The organism is Pseudomonas cimarronensis (assembly GCF_049331905.1).
Lineage (GTDB): Bacteria > Pseudomonadota > Gammaproteobacteria > Pseudomonadales > Pseudomonadaceae > Aquipseudomonas.
The window spans coordinates 2,846,828-2,862,657 of sequence record NZ_CP186283.1 but is presented as its reverse complement, the minus strand read 5'-3'; the positions used below and the strand labels follow the sequence as shown (position 1 = coordinate 2,862,657).

The window sequence follows — 15,830 nt, the reverse complement described above, 5'->3', positions numbered from 1 at the left end:
TCTGAAACCTGTTGCTTACTCGCCGCGGATGTTGAAGTTGGCCATGTGTTCCAGACCTTTGATCAACGCCGAGTGGTCCCAGTTGCTGCCACCGATGGCTGCACAGGTGCTGAACACTTGCTGGGCGTTGGCGGTGTTGGGCAGGTTGAGGCCCAGCTCGCGTGCACCGGCCAGGGCCAGGTTGAGGTCTTTCTGGTGCAGGCTGATACGGAAGCCTGGGTCGAAGGTGCCCTTGATCATGCGCTCGCCGTGCACTTCAAGGATCTTCGAGCCGGCGAAACCGCCCATCAGCGCTTCACGCACCTTGGCTGGATCGGCGCCGTTCTTGGCGGCGAACAGCAGGGCTTCGGCCACTGCCTGGATGTTCAGGGCGACGATGATCTGGTTGGCGACCTTGGCGGTCTGACCGTCACCGTTACCGCCAACGCGGGTGATGTTCTTGCCCATGGCCTGGAACAGCGGCAGGGCGCGTTCGAAGGCATTCGGGCAACCGCCGACCATGATCGACAGGGTGGCCGCTTTGGCACCGACTTCACCGCCGGATACCGGAGCATCCAGGTAGGCCGCGCCAGTGGCTTTGATTTTCTCGGCGAACTGCTTGGTGGCGGTCGGCGAGATCGAGCTCATGTCGATCACTACTTTGCCAGCGCCCACGCCTGCGGCTACGCCGTCAGCGCGGAACAGCACGTCTTCAACCTGGGGGGTGTCCGGCACCATGATGATGATGAATTCGGCTTCCTGCGCCACTTCGCGTGGGTTGGCCAGGCCGATGCCGTTGTTGCCCAGCAGGTCGGCCGGAGCCTTGTCGAAGTGCTCGGAGAAGAACAGGGTGTGCCCGGCATTTTGCAGGTTCTGCGCCATAGGCTTGCCCATGATGCCGGTGCCGATAAATCCGATTTTTGCCATGAGAAATATCCTCTGATTCAGATTGCGTTATGTGCCTTCATCCAGCCGAGGCCGGCAGCGGTGGTGGTTGCCGGCTTGTATTCACAGCCGATCCAGCCCTGGTAGCCAATGCGGTCCAGGTGCTCGAAGAGGAAGCGGTAGTTGATCTCGCCAGTGCCCGGCTCGTTGCGGCCCGGGTTGTCAGCCAACTGCACATGGTTGATCACAGGCAGGTTGGCCTCGACGGTACGCGCCAGGTCACCTTCCATGATTTGCATGTGGTAGATGTCGTATTGCAGGAACAGGTTGCTGCTTGCGACCTTGTCGCGAATCGCCAGGGCCTGCTTCGTGGTGTTCAGGTAGAAGCCCGGGATGTCGCGGGTGTTGATCATTTCCATGACCAGCTTGATGCCCGCAGCTTGCAGTTTTTCAGCGGCAAACTTGAGGTTGTCGACAAAGGTCTGTTCGACTGTGGCGCAATCCAGACCTTGCGGGCGGATACCGGCCAGGCAGTTGATCTGCGTGTTGCCCAATACCTTGGCGTAGGCGATGGCTTTGTCCACGCCAGCGCGGAATTCTTCAACGCGGTCAGGGTGGCAGGCGATACCACGCTCACCTTTGGCCCAATCGCCAGCCGGCAGGTTGAACAGCACCTGCTCAAGTTTGTTGGCATCCAGGCGCGCTTTGATTTCTTCGGCGCTGAAATCGTAGGGGAACAGGTATTCAACACCGCTAAAGCCAGCATCGGCGGCAGCGGCGAAACGGTCCATGAAGTCCACTTCGGTGAACAGCATCGACAGGTTGGCGGCAAAACGGGGCATGGTGTGCTCCTTGTCTTGCGCAGCCCGGATAACCTATCCGGGCTACTGGTTCAGTAAGCGATTTAGTCGAGCAGCGAGATGGCAGTCGGGGCGTCGACGCCGCGTTCGGCCAGTTCTTCGAACTCGTTGACGGCGTTGATTTCGGTACCCATGGAGATGTTGGTGACACGCTCCAGGATAATTTCCACCACCACCGGTACGCGGTGCTCGGCCATCAGGCGCTTGGCTTCGGCGAAGGCGTTTTGCAGCTCGTTCGGGTCGAACACGCGGATGGCTTTACAGCCCAGGCCTTCCACCACAGCAACGTGGTCAACACCGTAGCCGTTGATTTCCGGCGCGTTGATGTTCTCGAACGCCAGCTGTACGCAGTAGTCGATCTCGAAGCCGCGCTGCGCCTGACGGATCAGACCCAGGTAGGAGTTGTTCACCAGCACGTGGATGTACGGCAGGTTGAACTGCGCGCCTACCGCCAGCTCTTCGATCATGAACTGGAAGTCGTAGTCGCCGGACAGCGCTACAACGGAGCGCGAGGGGTCGGCCTTGACCACACCCAGCGCTGCCGGAATGGTCCAGCCCAGCGGGCCGGCCTGACCACAGTTGATCCAGTGACGCGGCTTGTAGACGTGGAGGAACTGCGCGCCGGCGATCTGCGACAGACCGATGGTGGTGACGTAGCAGGTGTCCTTGCCGAACGCTTCGTTCATCTCTTCGTACACGCGCTGCGGCTTGGCCGGCACGTTGTCGAAGTGGGTCTTGCGCTGCAGGGTGCGCTTACGCTCGCGGCAGCTGTCCAACCAGGCGCTGCGATCTTTCAGCTTGCCAGCGGCTTTCCACTCGCGGGCTACTTCTAGGAAGGCGTCCAGCGCCGAGCCTGCATCGGAAACGATGCCCAGGTCCGGGTTGAACACGCGGCCAATCTGCGTCGGTTCGATGTCGACGTGGATGAACTTGCGGCCTTCGGTGTAGACCTCAACCGAACCGGTGTGGCGGTTGGCCCAGCGGTTACCGATACCGAACACCAGGTCGGAAGCCAGCAGGGTGGCGTTGCCGTAACGGTGTGAAGTCTGCAGACCGACCATGCCGACCATCAGCTTGTGGTCATCCGGTATCACGCCCCAGCCCATCAGGGTCGGTACCACCGGCACGCCGGTCAGTTCGGCGAATTCCACCAGTTTGTCGGCCGCATCAGCGTTGAAGATACCGCCACCAGCCACCAGCAACGGACGCTCGGCGTCGTTGAGCATGGCGATGGCTTTTTCTGCCTGCACGCGGTTAGTGGCCGGTTTGGCCAGCGGCAGCGGCTCGTAGGCGTCGATGTCGAATTCAATTTCGGCCATCTGCACGTCGAACGGCAGGTCGATCAGCACCGGGCCAGGACGACCGCTGCGCATTTCATAGAAGGCCTTCTGGAAGGCGCGCGGCACTTGGCCTGGCTCCATCACGGTAGTCGCCCACTTGGTCACCGGCTTGACGATGCTGGTGATGTCGACGGCCTGGAAGTCTTCCTTGTGCATACGGGCACGCGGGGCTTGACCGGTGATGCACAGAATTGGAATGGAGTCGGCTGATGCCGAGTACAGCCCGGTGACCATGTCAGTGCCAGCAGGGCCGGAAGTGCCGATGCACACACCGATGTTGCCGGCATTGGTGCGGGTGTAACCCTCAGCCATGTGCGAGGCACCTTCGACGTGGCGAGCCAGGACGTGGTCGATACCGCCGACTTTTTTCAGTGCAGCGTACAGGGGGTTGATGGCGGCGCCGGGAATGCCGAACGCAGTGTCAACGCCTTCGCGGCGCATCACCAGTACGGCGGCCTCGATTGCTCTCATTTTGGCCATTGTCTTGTGCCTCGTTTGTTATCAGATTGTATACAAAACAGCTGGCTTGGATTCTATTCATGGCCTGACCTTCTGGTCAACACGTTTTGTCGCCAAGCCGCCGTCTGGCAAAAAATCTTTTAAAACAAGCGTTTTAGCTGGGGTGCTTGATCTGATGCGGAAATCGATACGCGTAACTGTATACAAATACTATTTGTATTGTATTCGACTATTGAGTTTTTTGTTTCTGGTGGGATAGTGGTGGCGAGCTTTGGATTGCCCGGCAGCTGTCAATCGCCCTGTAGGCGGCGCAGCGCTGGGTGTTTTTAAGGGTCTGTTGCCGTTTCAGTCGCGGCCGCGCCGGAGCCGGTTTTTGCGCGAGGCAAGGCACGAGGAGCGTGGTTTGGTTGTTCCAAATAAGCGACGAGAAACGCCGCATCGCGCAAAAACCGGCCCGGCCCTTCGGGTTGCGCAGGAAATGGCCCCCGCTGTTGTTGCAGGACTTGGCAAGGGAACAACCATTACCTGCGTCCTGCGCCTAACCGGGGGCCATTTCTTGCTGCAACGCGGTTCGCGATGAAACGGCAACAAACCCTAATATTTATCAGCATTGAGGAAGACCCAAGATGAGTACGTTGAATCTGCAAATCGCCACCACCATCAGTAACCGCGCCCTGGCGGTCGGTCGGGAAATCTCTGCCGCGCCGCTGACTGTTGCCGTGCTGGATGCCGGCGGTCACCTGATCAGCCTGCAGCGTGAAGACGGCGCCAGCCTGCTACGCCCGCAGATCGCCATCGGCAAGGCTTGGGGCGCGTTGGCGCTGGGCAAGGGCTCGCGCCTGATCGCGGCCGACGCACAGCAACGCCCGGCATTTATCGGTGCGGTAAACAACCTGGCAGACGGTCAACTGGTGCCGGCACCGGGTGGTGTGCTGATTCGTGATGAGCGCGGCGAGGTGATCGGTGCAGTGGGTATCACTGGTGATACCTCGGATATTGATGAGCAGTGCGCGGTGAGTGCTGTGGAGTCGGTCGGGCTGAAACCGGATGCGGGTATCGCTGCTTGATAGTGGACGGCTTGTGGGAGGGGCTTTCGGCTCGGGCATCCTGCTTCGCTCTACCTCATGCATCCATGCAGTCGTAGCCGCGACTGAAGCGATTAACAGCTCGCCGCTAAAGCGCCTCCCACAGGTTTCGTAGGCAATAAAAAACGGTGAATGCTTTGCGGCATTCACCGTTTTTTATGGGTGCCGTTTATCCGGGGCGGGGCGGATAACCCGGCTTAGGCGTTGGTGACCTGCTCGGACGGGCTGGGCTGGGTTTCGTCGATCTCGCAGCCTTTGATCACCAGGCGGATGATGGTCTGCGCGGCGGCCTCGTAATCGGCTTCATCGAGGCTGGCTTTGCCGGTGACGGTGGAAATCTGCCAGTCGAAGTCGGCGTAGGTCTGGGTTGCGGCCCAGATGCTGAACAACAGGTGATGTGGGTCAATCTTGGCCATCAGGCCCTGGTCGATCCAGCCCTGGATGCAGGAGATGTTGTGCTTGGCCTGGGCATTGAGCTGTTCGGTCTGGTCGGCGGATAGATGCGGCGCGCCGTGCATGATTTCGCTGGCGAACACCTTGGAGGCAAACGGCAGTTCGCGGGAAATGCGGATCTTCGAGCGGATATAGGCGCGCAGCACGTCGGCGGGTTTGCCCGGTTGATTGAACGGCGCCGAGGCTTCCAGCAGCGGTTCGATAATGCTTTCCAGCACTTCGCGGTAGAGGTTTTCTTTCGACTTGAAGTAGTAGTAGACGTTGGGCTTGGGCACCCCGGCCTTGGCGGCGATATCGCTGGTTTTGCTGGCAGCAAAGCCTTTGTCGGCGAACTCCTCACTGGCTGCGCGTAAAATCAGCTCTCTGTTACGCTCGCGAATACTGGTCATAAGCCTCTTTGCTTCTGTCGAACGCCCGTCGCTGGGCAGCGCCGGGATGGTAGCACCGGCTTTGCGCGGCGCTCAAGGCTTGTGGCCTGGGCTCTGGCGGGCTATCTGACTTGCAGGTCAGGTTGTTGTATACAAAATTTAATTTTTCTGTTTTTATCTCGCCCTATGCATTCATAACAAAAAGTCTCGGCTCGTAGAGCTCCAGGAGACACGTAGTGAACAATCAGCTGGTTGACCCCTTCGGTCGGCGCATCACCTATCTACGGTTATCGGTTACCGATCGCTGTGATTTCCGCTGCACCTACTGCATGAGTGAGGACATGGTGTTCGCCCCGCGCGAGCAGATCCTCAGCCTTGAAGAGCTCTATGCGGTGGCGGACGCCTTTATTGGCCTGGGGGTCAAACGCATCCGCATCACCGGTGGCGAGCCGCTGGTGCGCAAAAACCTGCTGAGCCTGCTGACTCGCCTGGGCCAGCGTCCGGAACTGGAAGACCTGGCCATCACCACCAATGGCTCGCAACTCGCCGAGTTGGCGCCGCAACTGCGCGCGGCCGGGGTCAAGCGTCTGAACGTCAGCCTGGATTCGCTGCAGCGCGAGCGCTTTGCTGCGTTTACCCGTCGGGACAAACTCGATCAGGTGCTGGAAGGCATCGAGGTGGCGCGCGCTGCGGGTTTTCGCAAGATCAAACTCAACGCCGTGGTGCAGAAAGACCGCAACGATGACGAAGTGCTCGATCTGGTCGAGTTCGCCATGGCGCGTGGCCTGGACATCAGTTTTATCGAAGAAATGCCGCTGGGCAGTATTTCCAGCCACCAGCGCGAGCAGACCTTCTGCTCCAGCGACGAGGTGCGTGAACGCATCGAACAGCGTTACGCCCTGGTGCGCAGCAGCAAGCTGACCGGCGGGCCGTCGCGCTATTGGCAGGTGGTTGGCAGCGATACCCAGGTGGGTTTTATCTCGCCGCACAGCCACAACTTCTGCGGCGACTGCAACCGCGTGCGGGTCACCGCCGAGGGCAAACTGGTGCTTTGCCTGGGGCATGAGAATGCCCTGGACCTGAAAGGCCTGATGCGTGCCCACCCCGGCGACAGTCAACGCTTGCGGGATGCCCTGATGCAGGCTTTGCAGTTGAAACCTGAACGCCATCACTTCGAGAGCGATAGCCAGGTGCAGGTGGTGCGCTTTATGAGCATGACCGGCGGCTAGCGCTGTCTTTTTGCATTGCCAATCAACATCACACTTAACAGGAGGTTTGCTGTGAAGCCTTTGCACGTCTGCAGTTTGTTCGCCGTAGTCTGTTGCACCACCGTCCAGGCTGAAAGCTATGTGATCGGTGTCGAGAAACTGGCCTTCGCCCCGCATTACAGCATCGACGCGCAAGGCCAGTACCAGGGGTTTGCCCGTGATCTGTTTGACCTGTTTGCTCAGAAAAGCGGGGTGGAGCTGAGCTACAAGGTGCTGCCAGTCGAGCACTTGTTGCCGGCGCTGCTCAATGGTCAGGTAGACCTGAAGTACCCGGACAGCGACACCTGGGCGCAGACGCAGAAGGCTGGTAAGCCAATGATCTACAGCCAGGCAGTGGTCGACTATGTTGATGGTGTACTGGTGGCGCCGCAGCGCCTGGGCCAGCCGCTTGAGCAGGTCAAGCGGCTGGCCATGGTCAATGGCTGGACGCCTTGGGGCTATCAGGGGCGGATCGATGCCGGGCAGATCGAGCTGACCTACAGCGATGACCTGCGCCAGATGATTCGCCAGGCGTTGAAGAAGGACACTGACGGTGCCTATTTCAACGTGGTGGTGGCCACTCATTACCTGGACAACATCCGTGCCCGGCCTGGCGCCCTGGTATTTGATCCAACGCTGCCGCACAACCGTGGCAGCTTCAAGCTTTCAACTCTCAAGCACACGGCCTTGATGCAGCGTTTTGACCGTTTTCTGGTCGAGCAGAAAAGTGAGATTGCCGCGCTGAAAAACCAGTACAAGGTCGAAGCTAATCTGGACCCCGAGCGCATCGGTCTGGAGCAATGGAAGCTGGATTTCCTGGAGCGGAAAAAGCTCAAGCAAGCGCAGTCGCAGTGATGTGATGAACCAACAAAAACCGCTCCATTGAGCGGTTTTTTTCTGCGCGTAACCGTGCCGTGGGTATAGGCGTGGGCCACGTCCGCGAAAAAGCTGATAGCGGCCATAAACCGCTCTATAGGCAATAAAAAGGGGATGGCAGCACTGCCATCCCCTTTGGTTGCGGAGGCCGCCTACCCGGCGATCCGCATCAAGCGCAGCGGCTTAGAAGTGGTACTTGACCAGCGCTTGCACGGCGGTCTGATCGAAGCCATTGGTGGAGCCGTCAATTGGCTTGATGCCGTACTTGTTGTGCCACATGTTCAGCTCGGTACCGACATACAGCTTGCGGCCTTCGCCGAACAGCGCCTTGCCAGCATCCCATTTGATCTGGATCGAGGAGCCGACCGACGTTTGGGTGCCGGCATCGCTGGATGGGGCGCGCCAGTCGATATAACCGTCGACCACAAAGTCCTGTTCGCCAATGGCAAACGGATAGGCGCCGCTTACGGTCAGCTGGTACGTGTGGCCGTTGCCCTTGTCCGATGCCTTGAAATCATGGTCGAAGAAGATGTGGTTATTGATCTTCACCGCATACAGGTTGGCGTTCAGGTAGGCGAAGCCCGGAGCGTTCCAAGCAGTGCCGATGCCATACAGATAGTTTTCGGTGCCAGGGCCGCCGTTGCCTTTTTCATAGGTGAAGGCTGCGTAGACATCCTTCAGCGGGCCTACCGAGAGATCCTGGCCGGTCAGCCAGCTGAGGCTTACGCGTGGCGAGAACTCCATGTAGTAGAAGCTGCTCTTCTCTTTGACCTTGAGGTTGCCAAAGTTGCTGCCGCGCGCCTGGCTGTTGTCGGCGTCGATGTAGTCGAGGAAGAAGAAGGTGTCGCCCCAGGTCCAGCCACTGGCGTTTTCCAGGGTGAAGGTGCTCTGCGAGCGTTGCTCTTCGGCGTTGTTGTTCAGGCGCTGGAAGTTGCTGCCGTAGAGGTAGGACAAGCTGGTGTCTTGCCAGAGGAAGGCATCGCTGGCCAGGGCTTGCTGAGCGGAAAACAGTCCGGTCGCGAGGGCGATGCTATAGGGCAGGTGCTTCAGTTTCATCATGGTTTCCTTATTATTGGACTTACAAGGTTTCTTGAGCCTGCGGCGAACCGCAGGCTCAGTGAGGCAAAAGGTGGTGTTTAGCTGGTACGCGGGGCCACGTTGAGTTCGTTGCGGCTGCTGTTGGACGCCTCTTCGGCACTGTCGTCCTGCGGGTTTTGCAGCACGGTGTGCAGATGGGCTTCGGGGTCGTAGTCGTTTTCTTCCAGCTGCAGATGCTCTTCCGGCAGGAAGATGTTCAACAGAATGGCACTGAAGGCACCGATGGTGATGGGCGAGCCGAAGATGTTCTTCAGCGTATCAGGCATCTGCGAGAGCACCTCCGGCACGGCTGCAACACCCAGGCCCAGACCCAGAGAGATGGCCACGATCAGCACGTTACGCCGATGCAGGCCGGCCTCGGTGAGAATCTTGATGCCGGCGACGGCCACAGTGCCGAACATGATCAGGGTGGCGCCACCAAGTACCGGTTTTGGCATCAGCTGCAGCACCGCACCCACCGCCGGGAACAGGCCCAGCAGCACCAGGATGCCAGCGATATAGAAGGCCACGTGACGGCTGGCCACGCCGGTCAGCTGGATCACGCCATTGTTCTGGCTGAAGGTGGTCATCGGCAGGCTGTTGAACATCGCCGCCATGGCTGAGTTGCAACCGTCGGCGAGTACCCCGGATTTGATCCGGCGCATATACAGCGGCCCTTTGACCGGCTGCTTGGAGATGATCGAGTTGGCCGTCAGATCGCCTGCAGTTTCCAGCGGGGTGATCAGGAAGATCACGGCAATTGGTACAAACGCCACCCAGTCAAAATTGAAGCCGTATTTGAACGGCACCGGCACGCTGATCAGCGGCACCTGGGCCATGTTGGCGAAGTCCACCTTGCCGGTGAACCAGGCCACGCTGAAGCCCAGCACCAGGCCGATGATCACGGCCGACAGGCGTACGACCTGCGACGGGAAGCGGTTGAGAATCACGATGGTGACCAGCACCAGGCCGCCGAGGCCCAGGTGGTGCAGGGCGCCGAGGTCTGCTGCGCCGTAGCCGCCGGCGATATCGGTCATGGCCACCTTGATCAGCGACAAGCCCATCAGACAGATAATGGTGCCAGTGACGACTGGGGTGATGATGCGGCGCAGCTTGTTGATGAACTGGCTGAAGGCGATCTCGACAAAGGCTGCGCAGAAGCACACGCCAAAGATCGTCGAGAGTATCTCTTCCTCGCTGCCGCCACGGCCCTTGACGATAAACCCGGCGCTGAGAATCACGCTGAGAAAGCCGAAGCTGGTGCCCTGCAGGCACAGCAGGCCGGAGCCGATCGGGCCGATGCGCTTGGCCTGGATAAAGGTGCCGAGGCCGGAGACGAACAACGCCATGCTGACCAGATACGGCACATGGGCGCCGAGGCCGAGGACGCCACCGACAATCAGGGTAGGGGTGATGATGCCAACAAAGCTGGCCAGTACGTGCTGCAACGCGGCGAAGATCGCCGGAGCAAAGGCCGGGGTGTCATGCAGTTGGTAGATCAGGTCGTTGTTTGCCACAGGCGGAGCCGTGGTCTCTGTGCTGCGAGTCGTGGTCATATCAGAGCCTGCCAGTTGTTTTTATACGGTCATGGGCTTGGCGAGGCTTCACGGCGCCTCTGTTCTGTACCTGGCAAGAAGTTGTCCAGCTGGTCAGAATGATTCGACTATAGCAACTTGTTTACATCTATAAAAACAATTTATTTTAAAATTGTGCACAAAAAGTGGACCGCCAGTCAGGTAGCTGAATCTGCCGCTTTCGGAGGATGTATCGGGTTGGTTTATGAGGCTGAAACCCAGGTGACTGGATGGGTTGCAGCACTGACAGTCGCGTGTAGCGAGCTGCGGATGGCAATCAGGTGGGGCGAGTTGAAGCGCGGAGTATTGGCGGGGAATAGGAAAATGCCGCGCCCATGGCGCGGCATTTGGGTGGGTCAGTTGAGCTGTGCGCCCTGGTCGATCCACGAGCCGATCAGCTCGCGTTCTTCCTGGGTCATCTGAGTGATGTTGCCCAGCGGCATGATCTGCGAAGCAACGCTTTGCGCATGGATCTTCGCGGCTTGCGCCTTGATCTGCTCTGGTGTGTCGAGGATAAAGCCGGCCGGCGGGGCGCTGAACATCGGGCTGCTGGGCGTAGCCGAGTGGCACACGCTGCAGCGTTCCTGAATCACACTGTTGACCTGGGCAAAGTCGCCGGCACCCGTGGTTGCTTTGGCTGGAGCACTGGCCTCAGGTGCCGCTGCGGCTTCTGCCGGTTTGCTGGCGGCTTCGGCCGCCTTGGCAGCAACTTCCGGATGGCCACTGATGCCTGTGGCTGGTACTGGAGCGTACTTGATTACTGCGGCTTGCGACTCCTGCGGTGCTGCAGCCTTCATGCTCGGGCCGGTGACAAAGGCCAGGCAGATCATGCCCAGTGCTGCGGCTGGCAGAGTCCAGACGTACTTGCTGCTGTCATGACGGGTGTTGAAGTAGTGGCGTACCAGCACGGCCAGCATCGCGATACCTGCCAGGATCAACCAGTTGTACTGGCTGCCGTAGGTGCTCGGGAAGTGGTTGCTGATCATGATGAACAGCACTGGCAGGGTGAAGTAGTTGTTGTGACGCGAACGCAGCAGGCCCTTGGCCGGCAGGGTTGGGTCCGGCGTGGTGTTGTCTTCGATGGCCTTAACCAGCGCGCGCTGGGCCGGCATGATGGTGAAGAACACGTTGCCGACCATGATGGTGCCGATGATCGCGCCAACATGGATATAAGCCGCGCGGCCGCTGAAGATCTGGCTGAAACCGTAGGCGGCAGCGATGATCAGCACGAACAGCACGGCGCCGAGCAGGGCCGGCTGCTTGCCCAGCGGCGAGTCGCAGAGGAAGTGATAGGCAATGTATCCGGCAATCATCGAACCAAAGCCGATGACAATGGCCATTTCCGGGGCCAGATCAACGCCAGGCTTGACCAGGTACAGGCTCGGGTTGAGGTAGTAGACCACCAGCATCAGCGCTACGCCCGACAGCCAGGTGGCATAGGCTTCCCATTTGAACCAGTGCAGGTTCTCCGGCATCTTCGGCGGGGCCAGTTTGTATTTTTCCAGGTGGTAGATACCGCCACCGTGAATCGCCCAGAGATCACCCGACAGACCTTCGCGGGGATTGCTGCGGTTGAGGTTGTTTTCCAGCCAGACGAAATAGAAGGATGCGCCGATCCAGGCAATGCCGGTGATCATATGGATCCAGCGGATACCCAGGTTCAGCCATTCAGTAAAATGCGCTTCCACAATCAGTACCTCTTCCCCAGTGCCGGCACGCCGGTCCTCTGGGCTTCTCTTATTGGTGGGGGGCGAGGAGCAGCAGCTCGTCGTCGGTAAAGAAATGCTCATCGCAGTTGTTGCCAGAACCGCTGCGATCAACCACCAGGAAGTCATCCCGCTTTTCGATCGTCAGCACCGGGTGGTGCCAGACGCCGCGATGGTAATTAATGCCCTGCCTGCCATTGCTGCGGAAGGCGCGGACCAACTCTGATTCAGGTGCATCGCCAACTGGCGCGACCACGATCAGAAAGGGGTTGCCGAGCAGTGGAATAAACGCCTGACTGCCCTGCGGATGGCGCTCCAGCATGCGAATGGTCAGCGGCATCTTCAGTGCCTCGGCACTGAAGATGCTGATGATCGCCTTATCCTCTGACTGTGCGGTCTCGACCGTGGCCAGTTTGTGATAACGGCGAGTGGAGCCATTGTTGATCATGAAGTACTCGCTGCCGTCGGTTTCGATAACGTCACCAAAGGGGGCGAATGCTTCTTTGCTCAGCGGCTCGATGATCAATGTGCGCATGTTGGTCTTCTTGTTCGTTCGTTTATGCCCCTCTCCCAATGGGAGAGGGGTTTTATTGGCTTACTTGGCGACTTTGCCGAACAGACGCAGGCGGCTGATACCGCCGTCCGGGAACACGTTCACCCGTACGTGGGTGATCGGGCCCAGTGCGTTGATCTGCTCGCTGAACTCGTGCTCGGCGTGCATCTGCAGCTTCTGGCTCGGCAGCAGGTCGCGCCAGAACAGGCTCTGGGTTTCGATCTGGCTGTCGGTGCCACCTTTGACGAATGCGCCCTGGATTGAGCAGCTGTCCGGGTAGTTGCCTTTGAAGTGCAGGGTGTCGACGACGATGCGTTCGATCTCGCCCGGATGGCCGAGGGCGACGATTACCCAGTCGTTACCCGGGGTACGACGACGTGCGGTTTCCCAGCCGTCGCCCATGTTGATGCCACGGCCCGGGTTGAGGATGTTGCTCATGCGGCCGAAGTGTTCGTCCGAGCAGGCCAGGGCTCGACCGCCATTCAGTGCAGCTGCCAGGTCAATCTGCTCGTTGTCGCCGACATTGCTCCAGTCACGGAACGGTACGCCGTAAACCCGCAGACGAGCGACGCCGCCGTCTGGATAGATGTTGAAGCGCAGGTGGGTGAAGGCCTGGGCGTTATTGATTTCGTGGTAGTGGTGGCTGTTGCCTTGCAGTTCGACTGCGCCCAGCACCTCAGTCCACTGGGTGGCGTCGGTTGGGTCACCTTCGGCGACGAAGCAGCCTTCCAGGGACGCCGACGGCGGGAAGTTACCGGTAAAGAAACTGGTGTCGATGTCCACGCCTTTGATCGAGCCCGGTACGCCCAGGCGAATCACCGCGCTGTCGTAACCTTCGAAGCGCTTGCGGCGCGACTCCCAGCCATCCATCCACTTGCCGTTATCATCGAACACGCCCTCCTTCCATACGGCCGGGGTCGGCTGGAACAGACGGTTAACGTCGGCGAACCAGTCGTCGGTGACCGAAATGGCCTTGGTGCCCAGGCGTGCGTCGGCGAGGTTGACGTATTTCTCAAAGGGTACGGCGTAAGCTTTCATGAAATGTCTGCCTTAGATGATGGCGTTGGGGAGGGCGGTGGGCTTGCGGCCTACAACTGCTGCAAGCGGAACAGCGCGATCTTGTTGATCTCGGCCAGGGCACAGGCGAATTCCTGCTCCGGGGAGTTGTGAATGCGCTCCTCGAAGGCCGCCAGGATCTGGTGCCGATTGCTGCCTTTCACCGCCATGATGAAGGGGAAGCCGAACTTGGCCTTGTAGGCATCGTTCAGTTCGGTAAAGCGGGCGAACTCTTCTGCGGTGCATTCATGAATGCCCGCACCGGCCTGCTCCGACGTCGAAGAGGCGGTTAACTCACCACGAACGGCTGCCTTGCCGGCCAGATCCGGGTGAGCGTTGATCAGCGCCAGCTGTGCAGCGTGGCTGGCACTGAGCAACAGGTCGGCCATACGCTGATGCAGGCCGTTGATTTCGTCGATGCTGTCATCCTGGCCCAGGTCAAAAGCCTTCTCGGCGACCCAGGGCGAGTGTTCGTAAATGTCGGCGAAGACTTTTACGAAGTCTTCGCGGCTCAGGCGCGATGGAGTCAGGGTTTGAAAACGGCTCATTTCGAGCTCTCCTTGGATGGCTCTTGCAGCGGATGGGTCGCGTGCCAGTGTTTGGCGATGTCGACGCGGCGGGCGCACCAGACTTTTTTGTGGCTTTGCACGTATTCGAGAAATTTTGCCAGCGAGGCCAGGCGCGCCGGGCGGCCGAGCAGGCGGCAGTGCATGCCGATCGAGAGCATTTTCGGAGCGCCGGCCACGCCTTCGGCGTAGAGCACATCGAAGGCGTCTTTCAGGTATTCGAAGAAGTCATCACCCTTGTTGAAGCCCTGCACTTGAGTGAAGCGCATGTCATTGGTGTCCAGGGTGTAGGGGATCACCAGGTGCGGTTTGTCTACGGTGCTGGCCGGGTCCCAGTAGGGCAGGTCGTCGTCGTAGGTGTCGCTGTCATACAGGAAGCCACCTTCTTCACGCACCAGGCGGCGGGTGTTCGGGCCGAGGCGGCCGGTGTACCAGCCCACTGGGCGTTCGCCGGTCAGTTCAGTGAGGATGCGAATGGCTTCGAGCATATGCTCGCGCTCTTCGGCTTCGCTCATGTTCTGGTAGTCGATCCAGCGATAGCCGTGGCTGCAGATCTCGTGGCCGGCGGCGGCCATTGCCTTGATCGCATCCGGGTGACGCTGCGCCGCCATGGCCACGGCAAAGATGGTCAGCGGGATGTTGTGTTTCTGGAACAGGTTGAGCAAACGCCAGACACCGGCGCGGCTGCCATACTCGTAGAGCGATTCCATGCACAGGTTACGCTGGCCCTGAAGCGGTTGTGCTGCGACCATTTCGGAGAGAAACGCCTCGGACTCCTTGTCACCATGGAGGATGTTGCGTTCGCCGCCTTCTTCGTAATTGAGCACAAACGACAGGGCGATGCGCGCATCATTCGGCCAGTGCGGGTGGGGCGGGTTGTTGGCGTAACCGATCAGGTCGCGTGGATAGTCAGCGCTCACTGCAGTCTTCCTTCTTGCTGTTTATGGCGGTCATTGGGCAGGCATGGATGCGCTGCACGACCGTGATGGGCTAATTGTATACAAAGTGCTTTGCATCTTGTAAATCGAAAATTCACTTATTTTGCGAAAAAGTGCGTTATCAGCAAATTTGTCCATGGCGTCAGGAGTTTTGGGCTAAGGCCAGGCATGGCAAGCACTTATCCGCAATTGTGGTTTGCTTTTGCTCAACGCTTAAAGCAAAAAATAGCTAATTATTGTGTACAATTATTGGTGTAAATGTCTTATTCTCTGGCTCAGGTGCTCTGCTGAGCAGTCGCTATGGCTACTGCTCTGACTGCTCTGGCGAATTTCAATAAAAGTAGAGGAGGTGCGGCGTCTGTGCTGGCGGGTTCACGCAGATGCCCATACGCAATGGGACGATTGACTACACACGTACTGGATGCTGCCCACGGTTGCCCTGGCAGCGAACTGAAGATTGAGCTGTATCGCGTTGAAGGGGCTCAGCTTGAGCTGCTTACCAGCGTTCTCACCAACCACGATGGCCGTTGCGACGCCCCGGTGCTGCAAGGTGAGCAATACCGCACAGGTGTGTACCAGCTGCACTTCCATGCTGGCGATTATTACCGTGCTCGCGGCGTCAAACTGCCTGAACAGGCCTTCCTGGATGTGGTGGTGCTGCGCTTTGGTATCGATGCCGGCCAGGAGCATTACCACGTGCCCTTGCTGATTTCCCCATACAGCTACTCCACCTACCGCGGTAGCTGAAACCGAATGCTTGTCACCCTCTGACTCCATTCAAGAGTCCTTAGCCCGCCCACACTGCGGG

Annotated in this window: 15 protein-coding genes; 4 read left to right on the top strand and 11 right to left on the bottom strand. The window is 59.1% G+C overall.

Annotated features, from left to right (window positions below):
• Positions 1–15: 15 nt before the first annotated feature.
• The 3 genes from ACOCLD_RS13335 to gcl form a co-directional block, all read right to left on the bottom strand.
• Entirely contained in the window at positions 16–906 is an 891-nt protein-coding gene (locus ACOCLD_RS13335) for a 2-hydroxy-3-oxopropionate reductase (protein ID WP_233684985.1), read from the bottom strand.
• A 17-nt stretch (positions 907–923) separates the two neighbouring features.
• The gene (gene hyi, locus ACOCLD_RS13330) at positions 924–1,706 is read right to left on the bottom strand and encodes a hydroxypyruvate isomerase (RefSeq protein WP_257778359.1); all 783 of its coding nucleotides are present in this window, start codon (positions 1,704–1,706) and stop codon (positions 924–926) included.
• Between the two features lie 62 nt (positions 1,707–1,768).
• A complete protein-coding gene (gcl, locus tag ACOCLD_RS13325) occupies positions 1,769–3,544 on the bottom strand; it encodes a glyoxylate carboligase (RefSeq protein WP_422909509.1) in 1,776 nt (591 codons plus the stop codon).
• Positions 3,545–4,149: 605 nt separating this feature from the next.
• Between gcl and ACOCLD_RS13320 the strand changes: the two genes are divergently transcribed.
• Positions 4,150–4,590 carry a GlcG/HbpS family heme-binding protein gene (locus tag ACOCLD_RS13320; RefSeq protein WP_090386575.1) on the top strand — a complete coding sequence of 147 codons (441 nt, stop codon included), beginning with the start codon at positions 4,150–4,152 and terminating at the stop codon, positions 4,588–4,590.
• Positions 4,591–4,805: 215 nt separating this feature from the next.
• On the opposite strand, the gene ACOCLD_RS13315 is transcribed toward ACOCLD_RS13320, so the two are convergent.
• Positions 4,806–5,450: a TetR/AcrR family transcriptional regulator gene (locus ACOCLD_RS13315; protein ID WP_422909508.1), complete on the bottom strand. Its 645-nt coding sequence runs from the start codon at positions 5,448–5,450 to the stop codon at positions 4,806–4,808.
• Between the two features lie 215 nt (positions 5,451–5,665).
• Between ACOCLD_RS13315 and moaA the strand changes: the two genes are divergently transcribed.
• Both moaA and ACOCLD_RS13305 read left to right on the top strand, forming a co-directional pair.
• On the top strand, positions 5,666–6,658 hold the full coding sequence (gene moaA / locus ACOCLD_RS13310; protein ID WP_422909507.1) for a GTP 3',8-cyclase MoaA: 993 nt from the start codon (positions 5,666–5,668) through the stop codon (positions 6,656–6,658).
• A gap of 51 nt (positions 6,659–6,709) precedes the next feature.
• The gene (locus ACOCLD_RS13305) at positions 6,710–7,531 is read left to right on the top strand and encodes a transporter substrate-binding domain-containing protein (protein WP_422909506.1); all 822 of its coding nucleotides are present in this window, start codon (positions 6,710–6,712) and stop codon (positions 7,529–7,531) included.
• Between the two features lie 204 nt (positions 7,532–7,735).
• On the opposite strand, the gene ACOCLD_RS13300 is transcribed toward ACOCLD_RS13305, so the two are convergent.
• From ACOCLD_RS13300 to puuE, 7 genes are all read right to left on the bottom strand, one after another.
• Positions 7,736–8,608, bottom strand: a complete 873-nt coding sequence (locus tag ACOCLD_RS13300) for an outer membrane protein OmpK (RefSeq protein WP_257778363.1) — start codon at positions 8,606–8,608, stop codon at positions 7,736–7,738.
• Between the two features lie 80 nt (positions 8,609–8,688).
• The gene (locus ACOCLD_RS13295) at positions 8,689–10,185 is read right to left on the bottom strand and encodes a nucleobase:cation symporter-2 family protein (protein ID WP_257778364.1); all 1,497 of its coding nucleotides are present in this window, start codon (positions 10,183–10,185) and stop codon (positions 8,689–8,691) included.
• Positions 10,186–10,559: 374 nt separating this feature from the next.
• Positions 10,560–11,891 carry a urate hydroxylase PuuD gene (locus ACOCLD_RS13290; RefSeq protein ID WP_422909505.1) on the bottom strand — a complete coding sequence of 444 codons (1,332 nt, stop codon included), beginning with the start codon at positions 11,889–11,891 and terminating at the stop codon, positions 10,560–10,562.
• A 49-nt stretch (positions 11,892–11,940) separates the two neighbouring features.
• Positions 11,941–12,444, bottom strand: coding sequence for an ureidoglycolate lyase (locus tag ACOCLD_RS13285; protein ID WP_422909504.1), 504 nt, complete (start codon positions 12,442–12,444; stop codon positions 11,941–11,943).
• A gap of 60 nt (positions 12,445–12,504) precedes the next feature.
• A complete protein-coding gene (alc, locus tag ACOCLD_RS13280) occupies positions 12,505–13,500 on the bottom strand; it encodes an allantoicase (protein WP_160014353.1) in 996 nt (331 codons plus the stop codon).
• 50 nt (positions 13,501–13,550) lie between these two features.
• Positions 13,551–14,066 (bottom strand): 2-oxo-4-hydroxy-4-carboxy-5-ureidoimidazoline decarboxylase, encoded by a 516-nt coding sequence (gene uraD / locus ACOCLD_RS13275; RefSeq protein WP_422909503.1) that lies wholly within the window; start codon positions 14,064–14,066, stop codon positions 13,551–13,553.
• Positions 14,063–15,004: an allantoinase PuuE gene (puuE, locus tag ACOCLD_RS13270; protein WP_422909502.1), complete on the bottom strand. Its 942-nt coding sequence runs from the start codon at positions 15,002–15,004 to the stop codon at positions 14,063–14,065. Before puuE ends, uraD begins: the two co-directional genes overlap by 4 nt.
• Before the next feature lie 411 nt (positions 15,005–15,415).
• Between puuE and uraH the strand changes: the two genes are divergently transcribed.
• A complete protein-coding gene (gene uraH, locus ACOCLD_RS13265) occupies positions 15,416–15,769 on the top strand; it encodes a hydroxyisourate hydrolase (RefSeq protein WP_418904261.1) in 354 nt (117 codons plus the stop codon).
• Positions 15,770–15,830 lie beyond the last annotated feature (61 nt).

Bases quoted from the DNA above. Each gene is read 5' to 3' on its own strand.
- ACOCLD_RS13335 (WP_233684985.1), bottom strand. From the start codon at position 906: ATGGCAAAAATCGGATTTATCGGCACCGGCATCATGGGCAAGCCTATG.
- hyi (WP_257778359.1), bottom strand. From the start codon at position 1,706: ATGCCCCGTTTTGCCGCCAACCTGTCGATGCTGTTCACCGAAGTGGAC.
- gcl (WP_422909509.1), bottom strand. From the start codon at position 3,544: ATGGCCAAAATGAGAGCAATCGAGGCCGCCGTACTGGTGATGCGCCGC.
- ACOCLD_RS13320 (WP_090386575.1), top strand. From the start codon at position 4,150: ATGAGTACGTTGAATCTGCAAATCGCCACCACCATCAGTAACCGCGCC.
- ACOCLD_RS13315 (WP_422909508.1), bottom strand. From the start codon at position 5,450: ATGACCAGTATTCGCGAGCGTAACAGAGAGCTGATTTTACGCGCAGCC.
- ACOCLD_RS13300 (WP_257778363.1), bottom strand. From the start codon at position 8,608: ATGAAACTGAAGCACCTGCCCTATAGCATCGCCCTCGCGACCGGACTG.
- ACOCLD_RS13295 (WP_257778364.1), bottom strand. From the start codon at position 10,185: ATGACCACGACTCGCAGCACAGAGACCACGGCTCCGCCTGTGGCAAAC.
- ACOCLD_RS13285 (WP_422909504.1), bottom strand. From the start codon at position 12,444: ATGCGCACATTGATCATCGAGCCGCTGAGCAAAGAAGCATTCGCCCCC.
- alc (WP_160014353.1), bottom strand. From the start codon at position 13,500: ATGAAAGCTTACGCCGTACCCTTTGAGAAATACGTCAACCTCGCCGAC.
- uraD (WP_422909503.1), bottom strand. From the start codon at position 14,066: ATGAGCCGTTTTCAAACCCTGACTCCATCGCGCCTGAGCCGCGAAGAC.
- uraH (WP_418904261.1), top strand. From the start codon at position 15,416: ATGGGACGATTGACTACACACGTACTGGATGCTGCCCACGGTTGCCCT.